At 46.2% G+C, this 23,941-nt stretch carries 24 protein-coding genes; 14 read left to right on the plus strand and 10 right to left on the minus strand.

Annotated elements, in window-relative coordinates:
* Window positions 1-360: 360 nt before the first annotated feature.
* The 4 genes from RIG27_RS01390 (at window position 361) to RIG27_RS01405 (ending at window position 5,714) form a co-directional block, all read left to right on the plus strand.
* Complete coding sequence (locus tag RIG27_RS01390; protein WP_446341743.1) at window positions 361-3,498, plus strand: aminotransferase class I/II-fold pyridoxal phosphate-dependent enzyme; 3,138 nt, start codon at window positions 361-363, stop codon at window positions 3,496-3,498.
* A gap of 252 nt (window positions 3,499-3,750) precedes the next feature.
* Entirely contained in the window at window positions 3,751-3,912 is a 162-nt protein-coding gene (locus RIG27_RS01395; RefSeq protein ID WP_446341745.1) for a hypothetical protein, read from the plus strand.
* Window positions 3,913-4,030: 118 nt separating this feature from the next.
* Window positions 4,031-5,188 carry a serine/threonine protein kinase gene (locus RIG27_RS01400; protein WP_446341747.1) on the plus strand — a complete coding sequence of 386 codons (1,158 nt, stop codon included), beginning with the start codon at window positions 4,031-4,033 and terminating at the stop codon, window positions 5,186-5,188.
* Window positions 5,189-5,384: 196 nt separating this feature from the next.
* Window positions 5,385-5,714, plus strand: coding sequence for a DUF6825 family protein (locus RIG27_RS01405; RefSeq protein WP_446341749.1), 330 nt, complete (start codon window positions 5,385-5,387; stop codon window positions 5,712-5,714).
* 67 nt (window positions 5,715-5,781) lie between these two features.
* Here RIG27_RS01405 and RIG27_RS01410 read toward each other — a convergent pair whose 3' ends face one another.
* Entirely contained in the window at window positions 5,782-5,904 is a 123-nt protein-coding gene (locus tag RIG27_RS01410) for a hypothetical protein (protein WP_446341751.1), read from the minus strand.
* Between the two features lie 169 nt (window positions 5,905-6,073).
* On the opposite strand from RIG27_RS01410, the gene RIG27_RS01415 reads away from it, so the two are divergent.
* Both RIG27_RS01415 and RIG27_RS01420 read left to right on the plus strand, forming a co-directional pair.
* Window positions 6,074-7,777 carry an ABC1 kinase family protein gene (locus tag RIG27_RS01415; protein WP_446341184.1) on the plus strand — a complete coding sequence of 568 codons (1,704 nt, stop codon included), beginning with the start codon at window positions 6,074-6,076 and terminating at the stop codon, window positions 7,775-7,777.
* A 34-nt stretch (window positions 7,778-7,811) separates the two neighbouring features.
* On the plus strand, window positions 7,812-8,540 hold the full coding sequence (locus tag RIG27_RS01420) for a Stp1/IreP family PP2C-type Ser/Thr phosphatase (RefSeq protein WP_446341177.1): 729 nt from the start codon (window positions 7,812-7,814) through the stop codon (window positions 8,538-8,540).
* Between the two features lie 10 nt (window positions 8,541-8,550).
* Here RIG27_RS01420 and RIG27_RS01425 read toward each other — a convergent pair whose 3' ends face one another.
* The 3 genes from RIG27_RS01425 to RIG27_RS01435 form a co-directional block, all read right to left on the minus strand.
* Complete coding sequence (locus tag RIG27_RS01425; RefSeq protein WP_446341753.1) at window positions 8,551-8,946, minus strand: DUF1816 domain-containing protein; 396 nt, start codon at window positions 8,944-8,946, stop codon at window positions 8,551-8,553.
* 426 nt (window positions 8,947-9,372) lie between these two features.
* Window positions 9,373-9,513: a hypothetical protein gene (locus tag RIG27_RS01430; protein ID WP_446341755.1), complete on the minus strand. Its 141-nt coding sequence runs from the start codon at window positions 9,511-9,513 to the stop codon at window positions 9,373-9,375.
* Window positions 9,504-11,144, minus strand: coding sequence for a protein kinase domain-containing protein (locus RIG27_RS01435; RefSeq protein ID WP_446341757.1), 1,641 nt, complete (start codon window positions 11,142-11,144; stop codon window positions 9,504-9,506). Before RIG27_RS01435 ends, RIG27_RS01430 begins: the two co-directional genes overlap by 10 nt.
* Window positions 11,145-11,401: 257 nt before the next feature.
* Between RIG27_RS01435 and RIG27_RS01440 the strand changes: the two genes are divergently transcribed.
* From RIG27_RS01440 to larB, 6 genes are all read left to right on the plus strand, one after another.
* The gene (locus RIG27_RS01440; RefSeq protein ID WP_446341759.1) at window positions 11,402-11,689 is read left to right on the plus strand and encodes a hypothetical protein; all 288 of its coding nucleotides are present in this window, start codon (window positions 11,402-11,404) and stop codon (window positions 11,687-11,689) included.
* A gap of 113 nt (window positions 11,690-11,802) precedes the next feature.
* Window positions 11,803-14,253 carry a phenylalanine--tRNA ligase subunit beta gene (pheT, locus tag RIG27_RS01445; protein WP_446341761.1) on the plus strand — a complete coding sequence of 817 codons (2,451 nt, stop codon included), beginning with the start codon at window positions 11,803-11,805 and terminating at the stop codon, window positions 14,251-14,253.
* Between the two features lie 34 nt (window positions 14,254-14,287).
* Window positions 14,288-14,557 carry a YciI family protein gene (locus RIG27_RS01450; RefSeq protein ID WP_446341763.1) on the plus strand — a complete coding sequence of 90 codons (270 nt, stop codon included), beginning with the start codon at window positions 14,288-14,290 and terminating at the stop codon, window positions 14,555-14,557.
* A 305-nt stretch (window positions 14,558-14,862) separates the two neighbouring features.
* Complete coding sequence (locus RIG27_RS01455; RefSeq protein ID WP_446341765.1) at window positions 14,863-15,630, plus strand: RNA-guided endonuclease InsQ/TnpB family protein; 768 nt, start codon at window positions 14,863-14,865, stop codon at window positions 15,628-15,630.
* 55 nt (window positions 15,631-15,685) lie between these two features.
* The gene (locus RIG27_RS01460; RefSeq protein WP_446340814.1) at window positions 15,686-16,699 is read left to right on the plus strand and encodes a GAF domain-containing protein; all 1,014 of its coding nucleotides are present in this window, start codon (window positions 15,686-15,688) and stop codon (window positions 16,697-16,699) included.
* Window positions 16,700-16,822: 123 nt separating this feature from the next.
* Window positions 16,823-17,599: a nickel pincer cofactor biosynthesis protein LarB gene (larB, locus tag RIG27_RS01465; RefSeq protein WP_446341768.1), complete on the plus strand. Its 777-nt coding sequence runs from the start codon at window positions 16,823-16,825 to the stop codon at window positions 17,597-17,599.
* Between the two features lie 253 nt (window positions 17,600-17,852).
* On the opposite strand, the gene RIG27_RS01470 is transcribed toward larB, so the two are convergent.
* The gene (locus tag RIG27_RS01470) at window positions 17,853-17,999 is read right to left on the minus strand and encodes a hypothetical protein (RefSeq protein ID WP_446341770.1); all 147 of its coding nucleotides are present in this window, start codon (window positions 17,997-17,999) and stop codon (window positions 17,853-17,855) included.
* Here RIG27_RS01470 and RIG27_RS01475 point away from each other — a divergent pair.
* Window positions 17,989-19,065 (plus strand): calcium/sodium antiporter, encoded by a 1,077-nt coding sequence (locus tag RIG27_RS01475; RefSeq protein ID WP_446341772.1) that lies wholly within the window; start codon window positions 17,989-17,991, stop codon window positions 19,063-19,065. The two genes, RIG27_RS01470 and RIG27_RS01475, sit on opposite strands and share 11 nt — an antisense overlap.
* Window positions 19,066-19,319: 254 nt before the next feature.
* Entirely contained in the window at window positions 19,320-20,153 is an 834-nt protein-coding gene (locus RIG27_RS01480; protein ID WP_446340818.1) for an alpha/beta fold hydrolase, read from the plus strand.
* A gap of 96 nt (window positions 20,154-20,249) precedes the next feature.
* On the opposite strand, the gene RIG27_RS01485 is transcribed toward RIG27_RS01480, so the two are convergent.
* From RIG27_RS01485 to carA, 5 genes are all read right to left on the minus strand, one after another.
* Window positions 20,250-20,537, minus strand: a complete 288-nt coding sequence (locus RIG27_RS01485) for a DUF1816 domain-containing protein (RefSeq protein WP_446340819.1) — start codon at window positions 20,535-20,537, stop codon at window positions 20,250-20,252.
* A 72-nt stretch (window positions 20,538-20,609) separates the two neighbouring features.
* Window positions 20,610-21,596, minus strand: coding sequence for a 23S rRNA (guanosine(2251)-2'-O)-methyltransferase RlmB (gene rlmB, locus RIG27_RS01490; protein ID WP_446341775.1), 987 nt, complete (start codon window positions 21,594-21,596; stop codon window positions 20,610-20,612).
* Window positions 21,597-21,621: 25 nt separating this feature from the next.
* On the minus strand, window positions 21,622-22,089 hold the full coding sequence (locus RIG27_RS01495) for a Mini-ribonuclease 3 (protein WP_446341777.1): 468 nt from the start codon (window positions 22,087-22,089) through the stop codon (window positions 21,622-21,624).
* Between the two features lie 146 nt (window positions 22,090-22,235).
* Window positions 22,236-22,601 carry an STAS domain-containing protein gene (locus tag RIG27_RS01500; RefSeq protein WP_071777234.1) on the minus strand — a complete coding sequence of 122 codons (366 nt, stop codon included), beginning with the start codon at window positions 22,599-22,601 and terminating at the stop codon, window positions 22,236-22,238.
* Between the two features lie 168 nt (window positions 22,602-22,769).
* A complete protein-coding gene (gene carA, locus RIG27_RS01505) occupies window positions 22,770-23,918 on the minus strand; it encodes a glutamine-hydrolyzing carbamoyl-phosphate synthase small subunit (protein ID WP_446341779.1) in 1,149 nt (382 codons plus the stop codon).
* Between the last annotated feature and the right edge of the window lie 23 nt (window positions 23,919-23,941).

A 23,941-nucleotide genomic window follows, 5' to 3' on the forward strand; every position in this document is an offset into this window, starting at 1 on the left:
CGAATGACGAATGACGAATGACGAATGACGAATGACGAATGACGAATGACGAATGACGAATGACGAATGACGAATGACGAATGACGAATGACGAATGACGAATGACGAATGACGAATGACGAATGACGAATGACGATCACCACCGCCCGCCTTTAACTGTCCCTACCTACTTACAAGTGTTTTTAGTGTGTTTACAAAAATTTATAAAGACACCAACTACTTAAATATTATAATAAATAATACGCAAATTGCATCCAGCCGACGTAATATATAATGAAATCAAATATAACTGTGTCCAAAAACTCATGTACTCGCATTCTTGATTGCTTATATATCAGCACTTATAAAAATACCTTACCAATGCGTGTTGACATCTGGAGCCAACTGAAATTGTCAACAGATCGCTTGGAATCTCTTCACGCCTGTGGCAAGGATATCTCCACATTAAAGGAAAAAATTGCAGCTGGGTTCAAAATTATCGAACCCCTCGAACTCTACTGGAAATTTCCGGGGATAAATGCATTTCGACGATTGCAGCAGCACTTTGAGCGCCAGGAATATTCCAGACTTTCCTGGGAAGTCGCTCAAATTATAGGTTTGATGTCTAGCCGTTCTGAACTGTATGCCCAAGAATACATTGATAATATTTTTGGAGGTGAACAGAAAGATGGACATAAAATTATATCCGTCGATAAATATAATAAAAACTCTAATCAACTCTATTTCACCGTCTTATTTGTCGAAGACGACATGACACCAGAAAAAGAAAAAGAATTACACCACAAAATTGCAGAAATAGCCTCGACCACAGACAAGTTTATTTATCAGATAATCGTCGTTTATAACTTGGAGAATGCCCTAACAGCTTTGATGTTAAATCACACGATTCAATGTTGTGTGATCGGCTACGACTTTCCCCTGCGCTCAAACAATCGTTTGTCACTGCTCGAAGAATACATGAGTGGGTTAGAACAAGCTGAATTAGCCGAGGAATATTACCAACCGAGAGGTCTTGCTTTAGGTGCGATTCTACATAAGTTACGTCCAGAATTGGATTTATACTTGTTGAGCGATGTATCCTTAGTTGATGTCGATGCTGAGACGCATCAGAATTTCCGCCGCGTTTTCTATAACCAGGAAGACTATCTTGAAGTACACTTAAGTATTATTCAAGGCATCGAAAAACGTTACGAAACCCCTTTCTTCGATGCTTTAATAAATTACAGCAAAGAACCCACAGGGGTATTTCATGCCATGCCCATTTCCCGGGGAAATTCCATCTTTAAGTCTGATTGGATTCAGGATATGGGAGAGTTCTACGGTCAAAATCTATTTTTAGCAGAAACTTCAGCAACCAGTGGAGGATTAGACTCATTATTGCACCCCACTGGTACCCTGAAGAAAGCTCAAAGTTTAGCAGCAAAAAGCTTTGGTTCCAGGCAAACTTTTTTTGTAACTAACGGTACTTCAACTGCGAATAAAATTGTTTTGCAAGCAATTGTGACTCCAGGGGATATTGTCTTGGTTGACCAGAATTGCCACAAATCTCACCATTACGGCATCGTCTTAGTAGGTGCTCAACCCCTTTACCTCAATGCCTATTCTCTAAAAGAATACAATATCTACGGTGCTGTCCCTTTAAAGGAAATCAAGCAACAATTACTCAACTTCAAGCGGTCGGGGCAATTGGAGCAGGTGAAAATGGTGTTACTCACAAACTGTACCTTTGATGGTATTGTTTACAACGTTAAGCAATTCATGGAAGAAATACTGGCAATCAAGCCAGATATGGTTTTCCTCTGGGACGAAGCCTGGTTTGCCTTTGCTCGTTGCACCTCAACCTATCGAGAACGGACAGCAATGCAAGCTGCCAGTGACCTTTATACTCGCTATAACAGTCCCCAATACCGAAAGGAGTATGCAGCTTTTAAGGAACAATTTGATCGGCTTGATCCAGAGGATGATGATACCGGGCTGAACCAACATCTCTTACCCGATCCAGATCAAGTCAAGATTCGGGTGTACTCAACCCAATCAACACATAAATCTTTGTCTGGCCTGCGTCAATCATCCATGATTCACATCTGGGACGAGGATTTCAACCGTAAGTCGGAAATTGATTTTCTAGAGGCTTACATGACCCACACCAGCACGTCCCCGAATTACCAAATTTTGGCTTCTCTGGATTTAGCTCGGCGACAAATTGAGTTGGAAGGCTTCAAATTGGTTCAGTCCCAAATTGATATGGCAATGGTCGTGCGGGAGAAAGTTAACACTCATCCATTGCTAGGAAAATACTTCAAGATACTTACTCCTGAAGAGTTGATTCCTGAAACCTATCGCCCATCAGGTCTCTTGAGTTACCAAACTCAGGAAGCTCCAGAAGTAACGTTCCAGCGTATCGAGCAAGCCTGGGAGGATGATGAATTTGTTCTGGACCCCACGCGGCTGACTTTGTACATTGGCAAAACAGGAATCGAGAGCAACACTTTCCAGGATTCGGTACTGATGGAACAGTTTAATATTCAGCTGAACAAGATTTCCCTCAATACCGTTTTATTAATGACTAATATTGGGACAACCTGGGGTTCCGTAACATATTTGCTTGATTGTCTGCAGAAAATTGCTGAAGGCTTAGAGCAGGAATTGCGCCAATACAATCAAGTGGAAATCAAATTATTTGAAAACAAGCTGCAACAGCTAACACTGAATTTGCCTTCTTTGCCTCAAAGCAGCGAGTTTTACTCCGGCTTCCGTTCTCACCCGGCAACGGGGCAAGGCGATATGCGGAGTGCCTACTTCATGGGTTTGGACGAAGAAAAAATAGAATATCTCAAGCTAGATAATGAAATAGATGAGATAATGACATCTGGGCGAGAAATAGTTTCATCTACATTCATTATTCCGACTCCACCGGGTTGCCCCATTTTAGTTCCTGGTCAAGTTGTAACTGGGGAGGTAGTCTTCCTAATCAAGCAGCTTGCTCCTGATACCATTCACGGTTATCGACCTGACTTTGGATTACCCGTATTTACTCAAAATGTTTTGGATAGTCTCAATAAAACTACAGGATCTGCAATGACTAAAACATCAGCCTTCACTCATTTAGCTATAGCTGTTACGAACCTTAATGCCAGTATTTCTTTCTACGCTAAGTACGGTCAGATGTCAGTGGTGCGCTTGCGCGTAGAACCAGGTACTGTTTGGATGTCCGACAATATCAGACCCTTTGCCCTAGCTCTACTGGAGGAAGAAGAGGTTAAGCCGATCTTGCCACCGACTCATATTGGTATTGCTTGTGTCAGTTGTGAACAAGTAGATCAGCTCTGCCAACTTGCTCGCAAAGAGGGTTGTTTACTTGAGGGACCTAAGGATTATGGTCCTCCAACTGGTTACGCAGCCTACCTAAGAGATCCTAATGGACACCATGTAGAAATTTCCTACGGTCAAGAGGCAGCTTATGAGTCTAGATATACTCCCTATACTGAGCTAGCTTAATTCGACTTAAGCTCAAACCGTAAGTGGAACGCTGTAAGAGTTTGTTGACAATCACCGCACTTTTAGGGCGGTGATTCTTCCTTCATAGACTCAACTTGCTGAGACAGGATTACTCCAATCAAAGTAACTGATGCTCAAACGATTTCCTCTCTCGGAGCCGTAACATCAGATGCGGGGTTAACATTGATTGCCGATTTAGACCAAAAACTGAAAATTACATCTCGCTTCGCCGCATGTTTTACTGATTACAGAATGCAATTCATTTTAGGTAACAAATTATTTCGCCAACAGCATCAGGAACGAAACCCAACTCATCCTGTGATTTTCGCCTCCGTAAGCGCCGAATTTTACCAGAGGTTTAAAACTATTGCCTGTTGCCTATTGCCTGTTCCCTCTCCCCACCCCATGAATTAACGGAGTGATTTAACTTAAATTAAGCCACTTTAGCTTATTCAGGGACTGTAGCCAACTAAATTTGGATATACTCCATCTAGGCTATAGCATTATTTGTGCTTGTGGGGAGTGAATTTTTATGAACTTGAAGGCAGAACGGACTTTAAACCAAGGGAAATACGTTCTCAGTACCCAACTGGGTGAGGGTGTTTTCAGTCTCACCTACAAAGCAACCGATACAGAGTTAGGTCAATCGGTTGTGATCAAAACCCTAGGTGAAGGGCTGCGCCAGCATGCAAACGTTAATCAATTCAAGCAGCAATTTTTAGACATCGCCAAACGCTTGAATTACTGCCAACATCCTCATCTGGTCCGCGTTATCGACTATTTTGAGGACACGGGATATCCCTACTTGGTTATGGAATATATCCCCGGACAGACATTGGCAGACGTTCTGCAAGGGGTTTCCTTGTCAGAGGCTGAGGCGATTAACTATATCCGTCAAATCAGCGATGCGGTAAAGGTTTTACACCAAGTAGAATTACTCCACCGAGATATCCAACCCAAAAACATTATTCGGCGTCAGGATAGCGATCGCGTTGTGTTATGTGAGGTGGGGATGCTCTATGAATTCACCCCAGGCGTCCAACAAACCTACGCTAGTCTCCTATCGGCTGGCTATTCTCCTCCAGAACACAACACCTTGACAAACACAACAACGCGGCAAACTGACATCTATGCCTTAACCGCCACATTCTACTGCTTACTCACCGGATATCCTCCCTTACCTGCACCTGTGCGACAGAGATTATCAGCCAGGGGAAACGATTGTCTATTTTCCTCACCCTCTCAGCCAGCCCCGTCTAAATTGAGTCCCACCATTCAACAAGCATTACAGTACGGTTTAGAACTCATCCCCAACAACCGTCCCCAAACGATAGACACTTGGCTAAAGCAGCTTCCCCTTCAGGAGTCTGTTGCTGTTCCTGAACCGATAATCACTCAGCCAGTGGAAAACCAGCCCAACTCAACAATCAACAATCAACAATCAAGAATCAACACTCCCAAAACCAAAGCCTCAATACCCTTACGAGCCTTGTTCATGACAGGAGCGATCGCGGCGTCAGCCGGTATTGGATTCGGTTGTGCTGTACGACTAAATCAACCAAGTGAACCTGGAGCAACGATTTTGCATACCCAACAAACCTTTCCTCCCCGTAGCGATTGGCCCGTTTCCGAATCTCCAAAATTTCTCAGAGAAAAGGGTACAGAGAACAGGGAACAGGGAATGTTTTAACCTTTGCTGCGCTAGTTGGGAACCTGGTTTGTAGAGGCGGGTTTCAATATTCTCGTTTTTCACCTCATCCGGATGCGACTAAACCCGCCCCATCTGCTCCCTCTCCCTTGTCTCCCCCAGCTTCAAAAGCTCTCCGCCATCCGCCAATCTTTTAAGCACGTTATAATTCGTTACAGATACCCACAATATTTTCCCAATGAGCAATCCAGTCATTCATGCCTTTTTTGTCGGACGATCGCTAGCTCAAACTCTGGGCGATCGCGTAGAAGACTCCTTAACGAATGCTCTTAGCGAACTTGGCAAATTTGATGCTGAACAGCGAGAGCATTTGCAAGAGTTTACTGAGCAAGTCATGGAAAGGGCGCAACAGGAAATGGAAATCGCTATGGGCGATCGCTCTTCTAGTACTACTGTTTCGACTGGTTCTCAATCCGTTGATCTACAAGCTACTATTGACGAGTTACGAGCTGAAATTGCTCGCTTGCGGACTGAACTACAGCTCTATCGCAATCAATCAGTGAGTTGATTTGAGCAAAATTTCGCCGCGCATCCTACGCTTGTACCCGATAGGGTCAATGGATAATTAGCGGCGGTCAGGATTTAGCCGCCTTACCCTGATTTTTGATGGAGTTGATCAACACATCAATCCCTAGAGTAATTTTTCCTTGAAGCCTTCTACCATCTGCCTTAGAGCCATCTGCCTTGTCTCTACCCAAAAGGGGGTAGTCAACCCAGATTTGGTATTACAGATACTCGCTTAGGGTGTTCTTAGCTTTCAAAGATTTTGAATTTTTATTAAGATTAAGAGGAGACCATCATTCAGGAATCTAGGTGTCTGCTGTTTCTGATAACTATGTCAACCTCAAGCAATATAAGGAACGCCAGGTGTCTAGCCCACGTTCCCTAAGAGGGATAAACCAAGACAAGGCATATCGTTGGAATCGGGAAAACTATTCCCGACATCGACGATTTGTCGATATTTGGACATTTGTTTTAACCCTCCTCTTCCAGTTGTGGCTCAACGGCAAACCTTGGAGCTATCCAGGGGGCATGACCGATGCAAAACAGGCGGCTCGTCGTAAGACACAGGCAATCTGGATTCGAGATACGTTTTTAGAGTTAGGTCCAACCTTCATCAAGGTGGGACAGCTATTTTCAACTCGGTCTGACTTATTCCCTGGTGAATATGTAGAGGAACTGTCTAAACTACAGGATCGCGTCCCGGCTTTTAATTACGATCAAGTCGAGGCAATTGTCCAGCAGGATTTAGGCAAATCAGTTAGCGAACTCTTTTGCAATTTTGATCCGATTCCTCTGGCAGCAGCTAGTTTAGGACAAGTCCACAAAGCTCAACTCCACAGTGGAGAAGAGGCTGTGGTTAAGGTACAACGACCGGGCTTGCGGAAACTATTTACGATAGACCTACAAATTCTCAAGGGGATTGCCCGTTACTTCCAAAATCACCCCGATTGGGGTCGAGGTCGAGACTGGATGGGCATTTATGAAGAATGCTGTCGTATTCTCTGGGAAGAGATTGATTATCTTAATGAAGGTCGCAATGCCGATACCTTCCGCCGCAATTTCCGCACCTATAATTGGGTAAAAGTTCCGCGTGTCTATTGGCGCTATACCTCAAATAGAGTCTTAACCCTAGAGTATGCTCCAGGAATTAAGATTAGTCACTACGAGGCACTAGAAGCCGCTGGATTGGATCGGAAACTGCTGGCTCAACTAGGGGCAAGAGCCTACCTACAGCAGTTGCTCAATGACGGTTTCTTTCATGCCGATCCCCATCCCGGCAATCTAGCAGTTAGTCCGGAAGGGTCACTGATTTTTTATGATTTCGGTATGATGGGGCGGATTAAGGCGAATGTCCGGGAACAGTTGATGGAGACGCTCTTTGGCATTGCCCAAAAGGATGCCAACCGAGTGGTCGGGTCTCTGGTAGAATTAGGTGCCCTGTCTCCCGTTGATGATATGGGTCCGGTGCGGCGTTCGATCCAGTATATGCTGGATCACTTTATGGATAAGCCCTTTGAACAACAGTCGGTGAGTGAAATTAGCGATGATCTGTATGAAATTGCCTATGGTCAGCCATTTCGCTTTCCGGCAACCTTCACATTTGTGATGCGAGCGTTTTCCACCTTGGAAGGAGTGGGCAAGGGCTTAGACCCAGAATTTAACTTTATGGAAGTGGCAAAACCTTTTGCTCTGCAAATCATGACTAACGGTAATAGCCCTGAGGGTAATACATTCTTGAATGAATTGGGACGCCAAGCGGCTCAAGTGAGTAGTACGGCGTTGGGATTACCTCGGCGGATTGAGGATACGATTGAAAAATTAGAACGGGGAGATATACGTCTACGGGTTCGTTCGATCGAGTCGGATCGGATCTTGCGCCGCATGAGTAGCATTCAGATAGGAACAAATTATGCGTTACTACTCAGTGCATTCACATTGTCAGCTACGATCTTATTTGTTAATGGTCAAGTCGGGCTGGCATTAGTTGTGGCGTTAGTCGCCGCCGCGATCGCTTTTGCCCTAATTCGTTTACTCCGAAGGCTCGACCGATACGATCGCATGTTATAACTCCCATAAGGTTATTGACGCTAGCACAAACTTTATGAAATGTCGCTTTACGGGTCTCACTGATCCGGGCTTAATTCGTACCGTAAACCAGGACTATTACTACATCGATCCGAAGGGACGCTTTTTCATTGTCGCCGACGGCATGGGCGGTCATGCTGGGGGACAGGAAGCCAGCCAACTGGCTACAGAGGTCATTCAGGCACGTTTAGAGCGGCAATGGCTAGAGTCAGTCCCTTCGGAAAAGTTACTGGAACAAGCCCTCTACGATGCTAATCAGGCGATCTTAGAGGATCAAAAAAAGCATCCCGAACGGGCAGACATGGGCACGACGGCTGTCGTGGTCATCTTCCGTAAAGGTCAGCCTTGGCTGGCTCATGTGGGTGATTCTCGCCTCTATCGATGGCGACAATTAAAACTCGAACAAATGACGGATGACCATACCTGGGTCGCACGCGCCATGAAAGCTGGGGATCTGACTCCAGAACAGGCGCGAACGCATCCCTGGCGTCATGTGTTGTCCCAATGTCTAGGTCGCAAGGACTTAAAGTCAGTTGATGTCGAGTCCATGGAGATTCAGTCAGGAGATTTCCTGCTCCTTTGTACCGACGGACTGACTGAGGAACTCTCGGATACCGCGATCGCGTCCCATCTCCAGTCCAATGGGGATGGCGAAGAGATCGCCGCTAACCTAATTGCCGCTGCCAAAGAAAAAGGCGGACGGGACAATATCACCGTGATTCTAGTCAAAATTGACACGATCTGACCCAGGGAGCTTAAAAAATTGTTAAGTTTTCGGGCTTGCACCATTTAACCGTCACTGCGATCCCTTGAGCGCCCTCTTGTTCTAAATCCTCAATGTAACCCGCTTCATAAGACGCGGCTGCTTCTGGAGTATCATAAGGTCCAAAGTAGTAAGTGACCGCAGGTTCTGCGGTGACAATTTCTACCCACCAAGCGCAGGAACTCTGAGCCTCTGTGTTAAGAGTTAGGCTTCGTATGCTGACAATCTTGCCACCTAATTGGGAAATTCGCCGCATCGTTTGGTTCATGCGGCTGTACGGAACTCTGATAAAGACAGAACTACTCCGACGAATCGGGTAGTTGAGGGTGTCGGTAGCTGCACTCTGCCGCAAACCAACGACTTCATAAACAAAATAACGATTATCCACCAAGATACTACCTATTAAGCCAGCAACACTTGAGATGAACAGTCCTAACTCCCCATCCTAATCGGACTATAGGTCTGGATAGGTCGGGGATATCAGAGACAGGGGGAGAAGGTTGTAATTAGGGGAGTTGTGAGCGTTATCCCCAAGGAGGTCTCACATCGCCCAATTGTACCTGTAACCGCCACCAGTATTTGTTATCAGATCCCCAGGCGATTGTCACTATTTTTTTTTCCAGAGAAGGCTTGTGGGTATGGGGATGGGGGATGCGGAGGAGCGGGGGACGCTGGGGAAGATAAGGGAGATGGGGAAGTTATAGCAGTACGCTCTGGCGTAGTTACAGTACAAATGTTCTAATATACTCCTGATAAAGCTGATAAAGCCTCCATGCCAATGACGCGAATGACGCGATTGAGTCGCACAAGATCATCAAGTTCCATTGAGTTCCATGAAGCCAACCACTATCAATTGTAGGGGTACTGATATTAGCTTAATGACAAATGACAAATGACGAATGACAAATGACGAATGACAAATGACGAATGACAAATGACAAATGACTATGACCAAAGACCTCGCTTGCCATTCGGCATAATTGTTGCCCAATTAGTTTTAGCTAAAGCTAACTGTTCCTCCGTAATTTTGGCATTGGCAAGATTCGCGCCACAGAGATTTGCCCCCTTCAGATTGGCATGATTCAGATAAGCAAAACTTAAATCTGCCCCGCGTAAATCTGCCCCCTCTAAATCCGAATTGCTCAAATAAGCCCGTCCTAAATTGGCATCTCGCAAATTTGCCCGAGTTAAGCTTGCCTGACCAAAATCAGCACTGGATAAATCAGCACCTTGTAAATTAATGCGAGTTAACTTGGACTGGTAAAAAATTCCGCCAGATAAATCCGATTTTTGTAAATCTAACCCACTTAAATCATGGGAAGCAAAATCTCTCCGACCTTTCATATATGCCGTTAACACACCATTAGCATCAAGCTTTTTGGGTCTACTGGCGGCAAAACTTTGGCTGGATGGTATATTCCCTGTATGAATTTCTGTCACTGACCTCGATATAAATTGACTGCGGGGATTACCATTACCCATGGTGTTGGGAGAACCTGGACGACTACGTTCCCGTCGTTCACGACGCTTACGAATCGCCGCCGCTAACTTCTGGGTCGCCGATGAAGGAGAGGAAGGAGAACTGGTCGAGTCTACCTCTTGAACTTCGGTGGAATTGTCATTTGTATTTGTATTCGATAGCCCAGAGGTCGGCATTGCCATTCCTTGAACCAAACTATCAAAATAAGGTTCTAAGTCCAGCGCTCTGAGAATCTCTTCTGCCGTTTGATAGCGATGACGAACAGAAGCCTCCAGCATTTTTTTCAACACAGTCGCAAAATGATCGCTGACTTGCACAGATTTACGCCAGACCATTTCACCAGTTGAGGGATTGTAATCTAAATCTTTTGGCGATTTTCCGGTGAGTAAATATACGCTAGTTACGCCGAGAGCATAAATGTCACTGGCATAAACTGGTCGCAATGCCATTTGTTCCGGCGGAGCAAAACCGGGAGTCCCAATGGCAAAATTTGTCAAGGCGGTTTGATCCGAGGTATTGGCAACGGCGGCTTGGTTGACTTCATCTTTAACCGCACCAAAGTCAATCAAGACCAGTTTTCGGTCTTGCTCTCGTCGAATTAAATTAGCCGGTTTGATATCCCGGTGGATCACCTCTTGGCTATGGATATATTTAATCAGGGGGAGAACTTCACTCAGAAATTGCTTGACCCCGGCTTCTGAGAGGGGACCACATTGTTTAATTTCTTGCTGTAAAGTGAGTCCACTAATATACTCCTGTACCAAATAAAACTGCTGATTGTCTTGAAAAAAATCCAACAGTCGGGGAACTTGAGGATGATTGCCAATCTTGCCGAGGGTTCTGGCTTCTCGCTCAAATAGCTTTTGAGCCATTTCCAGAACCTGTGATGTGTTTGTTGCGGGACGAAGTTGTTTAATGACGCAACTGGGATTGCCAGGAAGAGACTCATCTCTGGCTAAAAACGTAGCGCCAAATCCGCCTTGACCTATGGTTTTTAGCACACGATAGCGATTTCGCAACATAATAGGATGACCACACGCCTGACAGCTAGTGACGTGCAGCGGATTTTTGGGCTGAGGACAGTCAGGATTTAGGCAGTAGCTCATTCAGCATCACCAATGGGGCGTTTGTCCGGGCTAGGACGAAAGCTTTCTCAATTGTGATCGAAGCACCCGGCTTAATCTGTTAAGATCTATAGTTAACTTTAGTGGGAAACGCACCGCCGAATGCACCCTCGCTTTGGTAAGCCTTGGTAAGCAATCTTATCTATCTACAGGATATCTTAATTTACCCTGTCGTTTAGGCACAGATGCCCAAATAACGCATTGATTTGAGTCTTTTTTGGATAAAGTCTTGATAAAGATTGTCCTCTGTTTGTGAAGAACTGGTAAAGTTTGGCAAGCAAGGGGGAGCTGGGGGAGCTGGGGAGCTGGGGGAGATAGGGGAGATGAGGGAGATGGGGGAGATAGGGGAGATAGGGGAGATGAGGGAGATGGGGGAGATAGGGGAGATAGGGGAGATGAGGGAGATGGGGGAGATAGGGGAGATGGGGGAGATGGGGGAGGTTAACTCAAACTCTGTTCTCTGTTCTCTGTTCTCTGTTCCCTGTTCTCTGTTCTCTGTTCTCTGTTCTCTGTTCCCTAACAAATGACGAATGACAAATGACGAATGACGAATGACAAATGACAAATGACAAATCGGGTATAGTTAGATCAAAAGTAACGGAACGGCATCTAAGCTGAGGTCGGTAAAAGCAAGAAATTAATGCGTATCTCTTTAAATTGGCTGCGGGAAGTGGTAGATGTGACCCTAGCTCCCCAAGAAATTGCGGAAATTCTCACCAATGCTGGATTTGAGGTTGAGGATATTGAGGATCAGCGAGAGTTAGCCGATGGCGTAGTTGTGGGGAAGGTTATGGATGTTCAGCCTCACCCCAATGCCGATAAGCTGAGAGTCACTCAAGTTGATATTGGAGACGCCAATGAGCCAGTCACCATTGTCTGTGGCGCGGCGAATGTCCGGGCAGAGGCTTATGTCCCTGTAGCAACGGTAGGCACTTACCTGCCCACGGTTGATTTGAAAATTCGCTCCTCCAAACTGCGGGGGGTACGTTCCGAGGGCATGATTTGTTCCTTGGCAGAAGTTGGCTTGGAAAAAGAGTCGGAAGGAATTCACATCTTTGAGGCACAGACGCTACAAGTGGGGAGTGATGCTCGTCCCCTCCTCGGACTTACGGATGTGATCCTGGATTTGACCGCAACGGCGAATCGGGCGGATGCGTTGAGTATGGTTGGGGTGGCTCGTGAAGTTGCTGCTTTGACTGGCGCATCCTTGAACTTGCCTAAAACGCCGGAGTTGACGATTCCTCAAGGTACTGGCGGGTTGACGTTGAAAATTGCTGACCCGAAAGCAAGTCCTGCTTATATCGGTACAGTTATTGAAGGCGTGAAAATTCAACCATCGCCAATCTGGTTAAAACAGCGTTTACAAGCCGCAGGCGTGCGACCGATTAATAATGTTGTGGATATTACCAACTATATTCTGTTGGAATGGGGTCAGCCTCTCCACGCCTTTGACCGCGATCGCTTACAACAAGTAACAGGTGACAAATCCTTAACCATCGGCGTTCGCTTTGCTAAGGGAGAGGAATCCCTAACCACTCTAGATGGTCAATCCCGCACCCTTCATTCCCAAACTCTGTTAATTACCGCCAATGATCGTCCCGTGGCGCTGGGAGGAGTGATGGGTGGTGAGGAAACCGAAGTCCATGATGGAACAGAGAATCTGGTTCTAGAAGCCGCCCTCTTTGAACCCGTTGCCATCCGTCGTTCCGCCCGCTCTCAAGGCTTACGTACTGAGGCATCCACCCGTTATGAACGGGGGGTCAATCAAGCGGAATTAGGGATTGCGGCGAAACGAGCGATCGCGTTAATCCAGGAACTCGCCCAGGGTAAGCCGATTGTCCAAGAAGTAGCCGATACCCGCCCTGATCCAGACAGTTGGGTGCGATCGATTGAATTACGCCTAGAACGGGTGAATCAGGTATTAGGTCCAGTGGATTTGGGTGATGAGATTGGTGACATTCAGCCCGATGACGTTGAACGCATTCTCACGGCGTTGGGATGTCAACTTCAGTTCGTGGAATCCGACGAGGCGATGAAATGGATTGTCACAGTTCCCCCCTACCGCTACCGAGACTTAGAACGGGAAATCGATCTGATTGAAGAAATTGCCCGTCTCTACGGCTATGATAAGTTTTGTGAAGATTTACCCCCGAAAACCGAACCGGGTTATCTATCGATTGACCAGGTTTTAATCCGCAAGATTCGGGAAGCATTCCGTGCGGCTGGATTAACGGAATTGCTGCAATATTCCTTGGTGAAACCCGAAGAAAAAGGAGAGCAAATTAGCCTGTCGAATCCCCTGTTTGTGGAATATTCCGCCCTGCGAACAGACTTACTCTCAGGATTGATAGAAGTCACCCAATACAATCTAGAACAAGGGAATGGGGTATTAAACGGGTTTGAAATCGGGCGAATTTTCTGGCGCGACGAAGACGGATTTGCCGAAAGCGATCGCGTGGCGGGAATTTTGGGCGGCGATCCCAATCAGGGGAAATGGACAAGAGGCGGACAAGATGCGCCAATGAGTTGGTATGAGGCAAAGGGAATCATCGAAAGCGTGTTTGAACGCTTAGGATTAACCGTGGAATATCAACCTGATCGCCAGGATTCGCGCCTGCATCCAGGGCGTACCGCTGCCTTATGGATACAAGGCGATCGCTTGGGCAGATTCGGGCAACTGCATCCCCAGCTTAGAGCTCAATTGAGTTTACCTGATGCAGTCTATGGGTTTGAGTTAGACCTGGATGTCATGTTAAATGCTCTTGTCCAAGATGAAAACTTGACGCCGAGATTTTCCGTCTACTCCACGTTTCCAGCCGCAGACAGAGATATTGCCTTCTTTGTACCCGATACTGTCTCAGTCGCCGACATTCAACGCACCACCCAAAAAGCCGCCGGAACCTTATTGGAATCGGTGCAATTATTCGATGAATATCGCGGGGAACGAGTGCCACAAGGACAGCGCAGTCTGGCTTTCAGGTTAATTTATCGAGCAGGCGATCGCACGCTGACGGACAAAGAAGTGGAATCAGCCCACCAGAAGGTTCGAGACGCCTTGTTGGAAAAATTTGGTGTTAGCCTGAGAAGTTAAGTGTCATTTGTCATTTGTTCACGGTTGATTGGTCATGCCTAAATACGTAATGTGGGGAAGTTATTGTGAGAAGGTATTAGAAAAACGCGCTCCTCATCGTCAAGCTCATCTGGATGGTTTGACTCAACAAAAAGAATCCGGCGTGTTAATTACGATTGGTCCAACTAAAGACTTGACCAAAGTTTTTGGCGTTTATGATGCTGAAGATGAAGCCACCGTGCGCCAACTGATTGAGGCAGATCCCTATTGGCAAAATGGAATTTGGACAGAGTACGATGTGAAAGAATGGATTCAGGCATTTTAGGGTGAATGCCACTGACTGGTATGCTGGTGGGCAATGCCCACCCTACGGTATATCAAAGGTTTCGGTGATTCCCTAATGCAAATTTTCAGTGCTATTCATTTTAGGGTAGCAGCGACGTGAGCCCAGAAAACCCATCAAATCTTTTACAGAATAGCGAAGGTGCAGGCTCCCCTGTGTTTTAACCAGGGGATGAAACCGAGCGAGGCATCTAGCCAAGCAACTTTAGTTGCCAGTCTATTTCATCCTGACAACACTCAATTAAGACTGTGCTATAGTATTAGCAAAAATTGCAGGAGGTCGAGCAAATGTTTAACCTAATTTACGAGTTTAAACTAAAACCAACTAGCGCTCAGATAGCCACCTTTGAGGAATGGCTAGAGCAATGTTGCCAAGTGTATAACTACGCATTAGCTGAACGCAAAGATTGGGTGAACAGTCGTAAATGTCAGGTAAACGCTTGCTCGATTAAAAGTGAATACATCATTTCAGTAGATGCACCAGCGCCTAATTATTCTAGTCAGTGTGAGAATTTAACTCAAGCCAAAAAGAATATCCCTGCACTTAAGCAGGTACACTCACAAGTGCTACAACAAACCCTCAAGCGATTACAGATAGCATTTGAGGGGATGTGGAAAAATGGGCGCGGGTTTCCACGGTTCAAGAAAGCTGGACGAATGCGGTCATTCGTGTTCCCTGCACTAGGAAAAGAACAACTCAACCTAAAAGGATTAGCGCGTGGGATGCTAGCTAAAAGCTGTTTAGATGCAGGTTGGGGTCAGTTTTTAAACATCCTCTCTGGTGTGTACTTCCAGAAAGTACCCGCTAGTGGAACGAGTCAGACTTGCCCCAAGTGCTTAAAAGAGACAGGCAAAAAGAAACTTTCTCAGCGGGTACACAAGTGTCAGCATTGCGGGTATACAGCCGATCGCGATGTCGCAGCCGCTCAGGTAGTCGAAATTAGAGGACTGGAAGCCGTAGGGCATACGGTGGTTAAGCTTCTGGAGGGTAAAGGCTCCATCCTGGAAGATGTAAAACTCTGCCTCCCTGTGAAGGAAGAATCCCCCGCGTTTTAACCGGGGGAGTGTCAAAGGATTTGAGTGCAGGTGCATTGAATGGATAGAGGTACAAATGAGCGATCGCAACAAGTCCTACGAACAACTCATGGCAGAAGTCGCATTACTACGCCGACAAGTGATTAAACTGAAAATGACTAAAATGGCGTTTGATGCCCAACATCAGCTCATGAGAACCTTTGCCACAACCTTGCAAGCGGCGAGGGGGACTCTGATGGTTAGAGCCATGTTGCAACAAATTGTGACCATTGGCACCAAGCTAACTCGTGCCGAATCCAGTAGTTTGTTCTTACTTGATACCCATGGCGTTGTCACCGAAAGTATTTTAGCTCGTGGTGCGACGCTACGAGGACAAAAGCAACGGCTGATTGGTCAAGTGTTGGATAAAGGTCTAGCGGGTTGGGTCTATCGTCACCGCAAACTGGGACTCATTACTGATACGATCGAGGACGAGCGGTGGTTGACCTTACCGAATCAACCTTACACCGTTCGCTCCGCCCTTGGCGTTCCGATTTTAATGGGTAAAGAAGTCTTAGGAATTCTCACATTAACTCACTCACAACCTGGACACTTTAGCCCGGAATCGGCTCATCTAATGCAAATTACAGCAGAATCTATGGCATTGGTGCTTGACAATGCTCGGCTTTATCATGAACGTCAGCAGCAAGAACTGGACTTAGAATTAAAGCAGGATCAACAGAAAACAACCGCTCAATCGGGTCAAAGTGTAACTCAATCCTTCAGCGAGAAAGAATTTTCCCGAATTGGCATATATATCCTGTTTGGAGAAGGGAATTTTCTATACGTCAATCCCAGATTAGCCGAAACTTTTGGCTATACTTTTGGAGAACTGATCTCATTAGAATCTGTTCTTGAACTCGTATGCCTAGACAATCGTAAGTTTGTTGAACAACAAATCTATAGCTGCATTCAGGGTCAAAGTAAAAATCTGTACTGTCGATTCAAAGGACAGCGGAAAGATAGGAGTTTAATTAATGTGGAAGTTTATGGAAACCGAACTAAACTTTACGGTCGGTTTGTTATCATCGGAGCACTGCGCGTAATTTGACTATACTAAAAAATCGCTATAGGTTAAAATAATCTATGTAGATAGATACAGTGTAAACCTATTTTTAATCCCAGTTGTATTGTTGTTTAAAAAACTAATAATACTTTAATAGTTGAATAAATCATGACTCAACCTCAAGCCATAAAGACTTTGCTCGAATCAGTAGCTGCTGGCGAAACGAGTCCGGCAGTTGCTTTAGATAAACTGAAACATTTTACCTTTGAGTCCGTTAGTAACTTTGCTAAAATTGACCATCACCGCACCTTGAGAACAGGTTTTCCAGAGGTCATTTGGGGTTTAGGTAAAACACCTGACCAAATTGCTCAAATTATGGCAGCAATGCGACAACGCGGTTCAGTGGTGATGGCAACTCGCATTGAGCCTGATGTGTTTGCCCAACTCCAAGTCACAGTTCCAGATATCCACTATTATCCGACTGCCCGGATTTGTGCGATCGCGCCCGAAACTATTCCATCCAATTGTCCAGGAATGATAGGGATTATTTGTGCGGGAACCTCTGACTTATGGGTGGCTGAAGAAGCAGCAGTTACGGCTCAACTGTGTGGGTTTCAGGTACAGCGTCTGTCGGATGTGGGTGTAGCGGGACTTCACCGCTTGCTGAGTCATCAACAGGTCATTGCTGAAGCAAATGTGCTGATTGTCGTAGCCGGGATGGAAGGAGCGTTACCTAGCGTTGTTGCGGGTTTAGCTGATTCTCCAGTTATTGCCGTACCCACAAGTATCGGCTACGGTGCCAGTTTTGGCGGACTCGCTCCTCTTTTAACCATGCTTAATTCTTGTGCGCCAGGAGTAGGTGTCGTGAATATTGATAACGGTTTTGGTGCGGCAATTCTAGCGGGTCAAATTTTGCGGGCGGCGCAGAAGTTATTGAGGGAATAGGGAATAGGCAACAGGCAACAGGCAACAGGCAACAGGCAACAGGCAACAGGCAACAGGCAACAGGTGGGAAATGTTACAATAATTTTTTTGAGTCAAAACTTGCCACAAATACTTGGGGATAAATTTTGGCTGACAAGTTAAGTGGTGAAGATTATTGGAATTAGTCCTTCATTTTTTTCTATTCGGTTTACTCATAAAGATAATTTTGAACCAATTTATTGATCATAAAAATTTAGCCAACAATCATTGAATTCTAGAATAGCTTTTCCCAAAGGAAGTCTAATTCTGAGTTATTCTGACTGGTAGAGGCATGGTTACCTGACCCTAACTTTGACATTAACGTCATCAACCCATACTCTGTGATCTGTTCCCACACCGGATAAACCTTGATGGATGTCATCACTATATTATTATTGATTAGCGGCTTTGTTTTGTTGATCGGCGGAGCCGAAATTCTGGTACGGGGAGCATCCCAATTAGCTGTAGTGGCTGGACTTTCACCCCTAGTTGTCGGATTAACAGTGGTTGCTTATGGCACTAGCGCTCCGGAATTAGCTGTATCTGTACAATCTAGCTATGCTGGACAAGCTGATATTGCCATTGGTAACGTTGTCGGTAGCAATATTGCCAATATATTACTGATTCTGGGTAGTTCTGCCGCCGTTGCTCCCCTGATTGTCTCGCGACAATTGGTGCGACTTGATGCGCCTTTAATGACTGGACTATCATTCCTGGTATGGTTAATGGGGTGGGATGGTAAACTGAGTCGGGGGGATGGGATTTTCTTGGTGATGGGAGCGATCGCTTACACTGTATTTACCCTTTACCAAGGACGTCGAGAAAGCCAAGCCCAAGAACAGTCTTCAGAAAGCAATAATCAGCGCTCTCGTCGAGGGATAGATCAGATCTTACTCAACCTAGGATTAATTATTGTCGGTATAGCAATGTTGGTAGTGGGGTCAAACTACCTGATTAAGGGTTCTGTAGATGTCGCCGAAGCGTTTGGAATCAGCGAATTGATTATTGGCTTAACCATTGTTGCTGCGGGAACTTCACTACCCGAAATTGCCACATCCATTGCAGCAGGTATTCGAGGAGAACGGGATATTGCCGTTGGTAATGCAGTTGGCAGTAATATTTTTAATCTCCTATTGGTGTTGGGAGTGTGTAGTATTGTTGCCCCTGATGGCATTGCTTTATCAATCCCGGCTTTACACTTTGACATTCCGGTCATGATTGCTGTCGCCGTCGCTTGCCTACCCATTTTCTTTACGGGTTATCGGATTGATCGCTGGGAGGGCATTCTATTTCTGGCATACTATGTTGCTTATACGCTGTATTTGTTTCTTAACGCTACTGAACATGATGCGTTGGAAGAATTTAGTGAGATCATGCTCCTGTTTGTGATGCCCTTAACTCTGATAACACTGGTTATTCTGGCGATTCGTTCCTTCCGCAAAACTTGACTAAGTGTTGAATTTTGACTCCTCTGCTCCTCTGCTCCTCTGCTCCTCTGCTCCCCTGCTCCGCCGCACTGCACTAGCTGCGCTAATCCGGGAATTTACCCTGAAGACAAGCCGCGATTTCCGGTGTCCACTGTTCTTCTAAAGTCATTAGCCATGCCTCGAACTCCGCCACAAGGCTGATCGTAAACAACATTTTTACGGATTTGTCAAGAACATTTAGGGAGGAGTTTAACAAGTTGTCGATAGGTAGAATCTTGCAACCTGTTCAACTTAATGTTTACTACCAAGGTCAAGGCTTTCCGATTATCTGCTTGCACGGTCATCCGGGATCGGGGCGTTGTATGTCGGTTTTTACCGACCACCTCTCTCAACGCTTTCAAACCCTGTCTCCTGACTTGCGAGGATATGGTCGCAGTCGTACAGTAGAAGGTTTTCAAATGAGTGACCACCTAATAGATTTGGAGGATTTGCTTAATCGTTTGTCGATCAATCGTTGTTTGGTACTCGGCTGGTCTCTAGGGGGAATTCTCGCCATGGAATTAGCGCTAAGGCTACCTGAACGAGTGAGTGGTTTAATTTTGATTGCCACAGCCGCACGACCTAGAGGAAATCATCCTGCGATCGCGTGGCAGGATAATCTCTATACCGGGATCGCTTCTGTGTTGAATCGCATCTCTCCAGGATGGCGGTGGAACATTGAAACCTTTGGGGTGCGATCGCTCTATCGCTATCTCATCCAAAACCATAGTGCAACGGCTTACCAGTATTTGGCACAGGAAGCCTTATCCGCTTATCTCCAAACCTCTAAGGTGGCGACTGATGCCCTTAACCAAGCATTGAAAGCGAGATACAATAGACTGGCTGACCTAGAACAAATTCAATGTCCCTGTCTGGTATTAGCAGGAGAAGCGGATCGCCACATTACCGCTCAATCAAGTCAAGAAACGGCTCAACACCTACAAGAATCTGAGTGGCGTTGTTATCCTCATACAGCTCACCTGTTTCCGTGGGAAATTCCCAATCAGGTACTCCGTGATATTGATGATTGGATTCAACGCCACCCTCAAGTTGTTGATCTCAAGGGATGACAGAACGCTAAAAAAGTGACTGGGTATATAGCGGATATAATTTTTTTCTCCCCCAGCTCCCCCAGATCCCCAACTCCCGACATCCAGCAAGACGTTCTAGGAAAGGTTTCCACTGAACACTGGTATTTTCGCACTAACCCTTAATTCTTCTGATTCTTCATCAAAAATCGTCAGGTTAGTCGGTTTGCAGCGCATGACATTTACAGAAATCCGTTGAGCGCCTTCATTTTCTAAATCTTCAATATATCCGCCTTGAGCGGATTCGGCTTCCTGTTTGCTGGAGAACGGACCGAAATAGTAGGTGCATTGGGGATCATCTGTGACAATTTCTACCCAAAACGCCAAACCTAAAAATTGGAGACTGTTAATCAAAAGTTCTTTCATGCTCTTTACCTAGTCGATGGGATGCTATGTGGTCTTGTTAATTTCCAGTTGTTTACATTTTGTTATACTACTTTACGTTTCCTTTTTCCAAGAATTTTTGCTGAGATCATCAAAATACAGGGGATTGACCCAACGCTGACGATAGGTTTCATACAACGTCATGGCGGCGGCAACAGAAGCGTTGAGGCTAGGAGTCTTGCCATACAGGGGAATCGAAACCAATACATCACAGCAGCGTTGAGTCAAGAGACTTAGACCACTACCTTCTGAACCAATAACTAATACTATCGAACCGCTTAAGTCAACAGTGTGTAGTAGTTTACCAGCGTTAGCACAAGTTCCATAAATCCAAAATCCAGCGGTTTTCAGTTCCTCCAATGCACGACTCAGATTGACCACTCTGGCAATCGGCAAGGTTTCTAATGCGCCTGCTGCTACTTTCAGCACGGTTGAGGTAACGCCTACGGCTCGTCGTTGGGGAATCACTAAACCTTGAGCGCCCAAGGCTTCCGCAGTACGAATAATAGCACCTAAATTGTGGGGATCAGTAATCCCATCACAAACGACGATCACAGGGTATTGGCTGGTGGATTTGGCAGCTTCAATTAAATCCCCTAATTCTTTGTAAGAGTAAGGTGCTACTTGAGCCGCCACACCTTGATGATTAGCCCCTTGAGTAACTTGGCTGAGGCGTCGCGAATCGACTTCATCAATCACTGTACCATTGGCTTTAGCTTGCAGCAGTAATGAGTGAAAGCGGTGATCGTAGCGTAACTGCGGTAGAATCCACACCCGATTAAGCTGACGTTGATTTTCCAGGGCGGCTAGGACAGGGTGACGTCCGTAGAGTAAGTCAACATCTTCTGACAAAGTGGACTCAGATTCCGTTGGTTCTGGCGGCGACGGTTGGGAATCAGAGCGACGTTTTAGAACAGGTTTATCCGGGGAGCGTTGATCCCTGGAGAATTTACCTTTAGACGAGGGACGGCGTGGGTCACGTTGAAACTTCCCTCGCTTTGGCTTGCTAGAGGTGTGAGAGCGGCGATCTTGATTAGCCATAATTTAATTAAAGTGTGCTGATGATTTAAGGGGAATCGAGTTCCAAATAAGCCAATAACTGAGTCAGGCGTTGGGGATCAGTCAGATACAGATATCCCAGTAATGTTTCTAAGCTGGTGGCTTGTTGATAGATTTTGCGATTGAGGCGTCGTGACGTTCCAGTCGCCGCATTCCGTCCACGTCGCAATAGTGCCAATTCGGGTTCAGTTAGATAAGGTTCGAGCGATCGCAGCGTATTCGCTTGACTTTCGGCGCGGACTTGAGCCACGACTTGATCATGATAATCACATAGACGTTTAGGGGGAAGTAAATAGTGACTGCGGATATAGAGTTCATACACAGCATCTCCCAGATACGCCAACGCCCCTGGAGAAATCTGTTGGATTTGGCATTGGGGATCGGCAGCAGCGTTCAATTGCCGAAATCGGGCTTCTGTCCCAGAGAGGGCTGAGTTATTGTCTGTGCTGTTTGCCGTTTCTTCCTGCTGCTCCATGTAACTCAGACGAAATGAAGGGCAGTATGAATGCCCGCCACTATTTTATCAAAGGCAGAGGACAGAGGTAGAAGGCATAGACCAAATAACGGGAAATCCCCTGCCAGACTGTCAGGGGATGAGTACCACAGTTTTCCTGTGTTCAATTATTTTTTGACGTTATCCAAGGCTTCGTCAACCGATGGTTGAAGTGAGAGAAATTTTTCTAGACGCACTAGCTTCACCGTTTGAGTCACACGGGCATTGGTGACAATTTGCAATTTTCCCTCAGCCGTTTGAGCCTTTTTCGCTATACGCACTAAAGCGCCTAAGCCTGAACTATCCACGAAATCGATCTTTGAGAGATCCAAAATAATATTTTTCGGTCCCTCATCGACACATTTACCAATCACCTTCCCAAACGTTGGTTCTGAGAAGGCATCTAACAATCCAGTCAGACGGAAAAGTTGATAATTACTTTTGACCTCACGAGTCCCTCTTAAGCTGACTGTCAGGTTGAGTTGCTCAGGAATAACACCCTCCTAGCTGTACTTACACTTACACTAAATGATTCAACATGGGTTGGTGATTTATCAGCGATTAAGCTATTCGATAGTATAGCGAGAAGTTTACGGATCATCCACATAGAGCGGGGTGGGCGTGGAAATAACCCACCTTATCCCCCTTGCCTTCTACCTTCTTCAAGTAGGGGCTTTGTGCGATCGCATGGATTCGACAAACCGATCAAACAAGTAGTCGGCATCATGAGGACCCGGACTCGCTTCTGGATGGTATTGCACCGAGAAAAATGGTAGCGTCTTATGACGCAATCCTGCCACAGTCCGGTCATTTAGGTTGAGGTGCGTAATTTCCACATCCGCCCCTAAGGACTCAGAATTGATAGCAAATCCATGGTTTTGGCTAGTAATTTCTACCCGTTGCTTTAACCCAGCCGGGTGATTTAACCCACGATGTCCAAATTTTAGCTTAAAGGTTTCAGCACCCATGGAAAGACCCAATATCTGGTGTCCCATGCAGATGCCAAACAGGGGTTTTCGGTGTTCTAACAAGGCTTTGGTCGTTTCAATCCCGTCCCTCACCGCCGCTGGATCACCCGGTCCGTTGGAGAGGAAAATCCCATCGGGGTTGTACTTAAGAATGTCTTCGGGGGATGTATCTGCAGGCACCACAATCACGCGACATCCGTAGCTGGCTAAACGCCGCAGAATGTTGCGTTTGATGCCAAAATCGATTGCCACTACCGTAAAGGATTCACCCGCCGCCGATTCCGCCGAGGGACGAAACTCCCAATGATTATCCGTCTTTTCAGACCACTCGTAAACCGCTTTGGTGGTCACTTCCTGCACCAGATTTAACCCTGCCATATTCGGCGCGGCTTGCACTTGTTGCAGCAATTCGCCGGGATCAAGAATTTCTGTGGAAATACCGCCATTCATCGCCCCGGTTGAGCGCAGTTTGCGAGTCAGCGCCCTGGTATCAATGCCGTAAATTCCGGGAATCTTGTGTTCCTTGAGGTAGTCGGGCAACGACTGGGTTGAGCGCCAATTACTGGGACGCCAACAAATGTTTCGGGCGATCGCACCCCGGATCTGAGGATGGGCGGATTCTTCATCCTCTGGATTAACCCCTGTGTTTCCCAGTTCGGGATAGGTAAAGGTGACAATCTGACCACAGTAGCTGGGATCGGTTGCCACTTCTTGATACCCCGTCATGGCGGTATTAAAGACAACTTCTCCAATCGCCGTACCTGAAGCGCCGAAAGACCAACCCTGGTAGGATGTTCCATCCGCCAGTACCAGAAGCGCTGGTGTAGCCCCTGAAATAGGCATAAGCAGTTTTTTGTTGATGGTTG

This window comes from Coleofasciculus sp. F4-SAH-05 (genome assembly GCF_040222985.1).
GTDB lineage: Bacteria > Cyanobacteriota > Cyanobacteriia > Cyanobacteriales > Coleofasciculaceae > Coleofasciculus > Coleofasciculus chthonoplastes.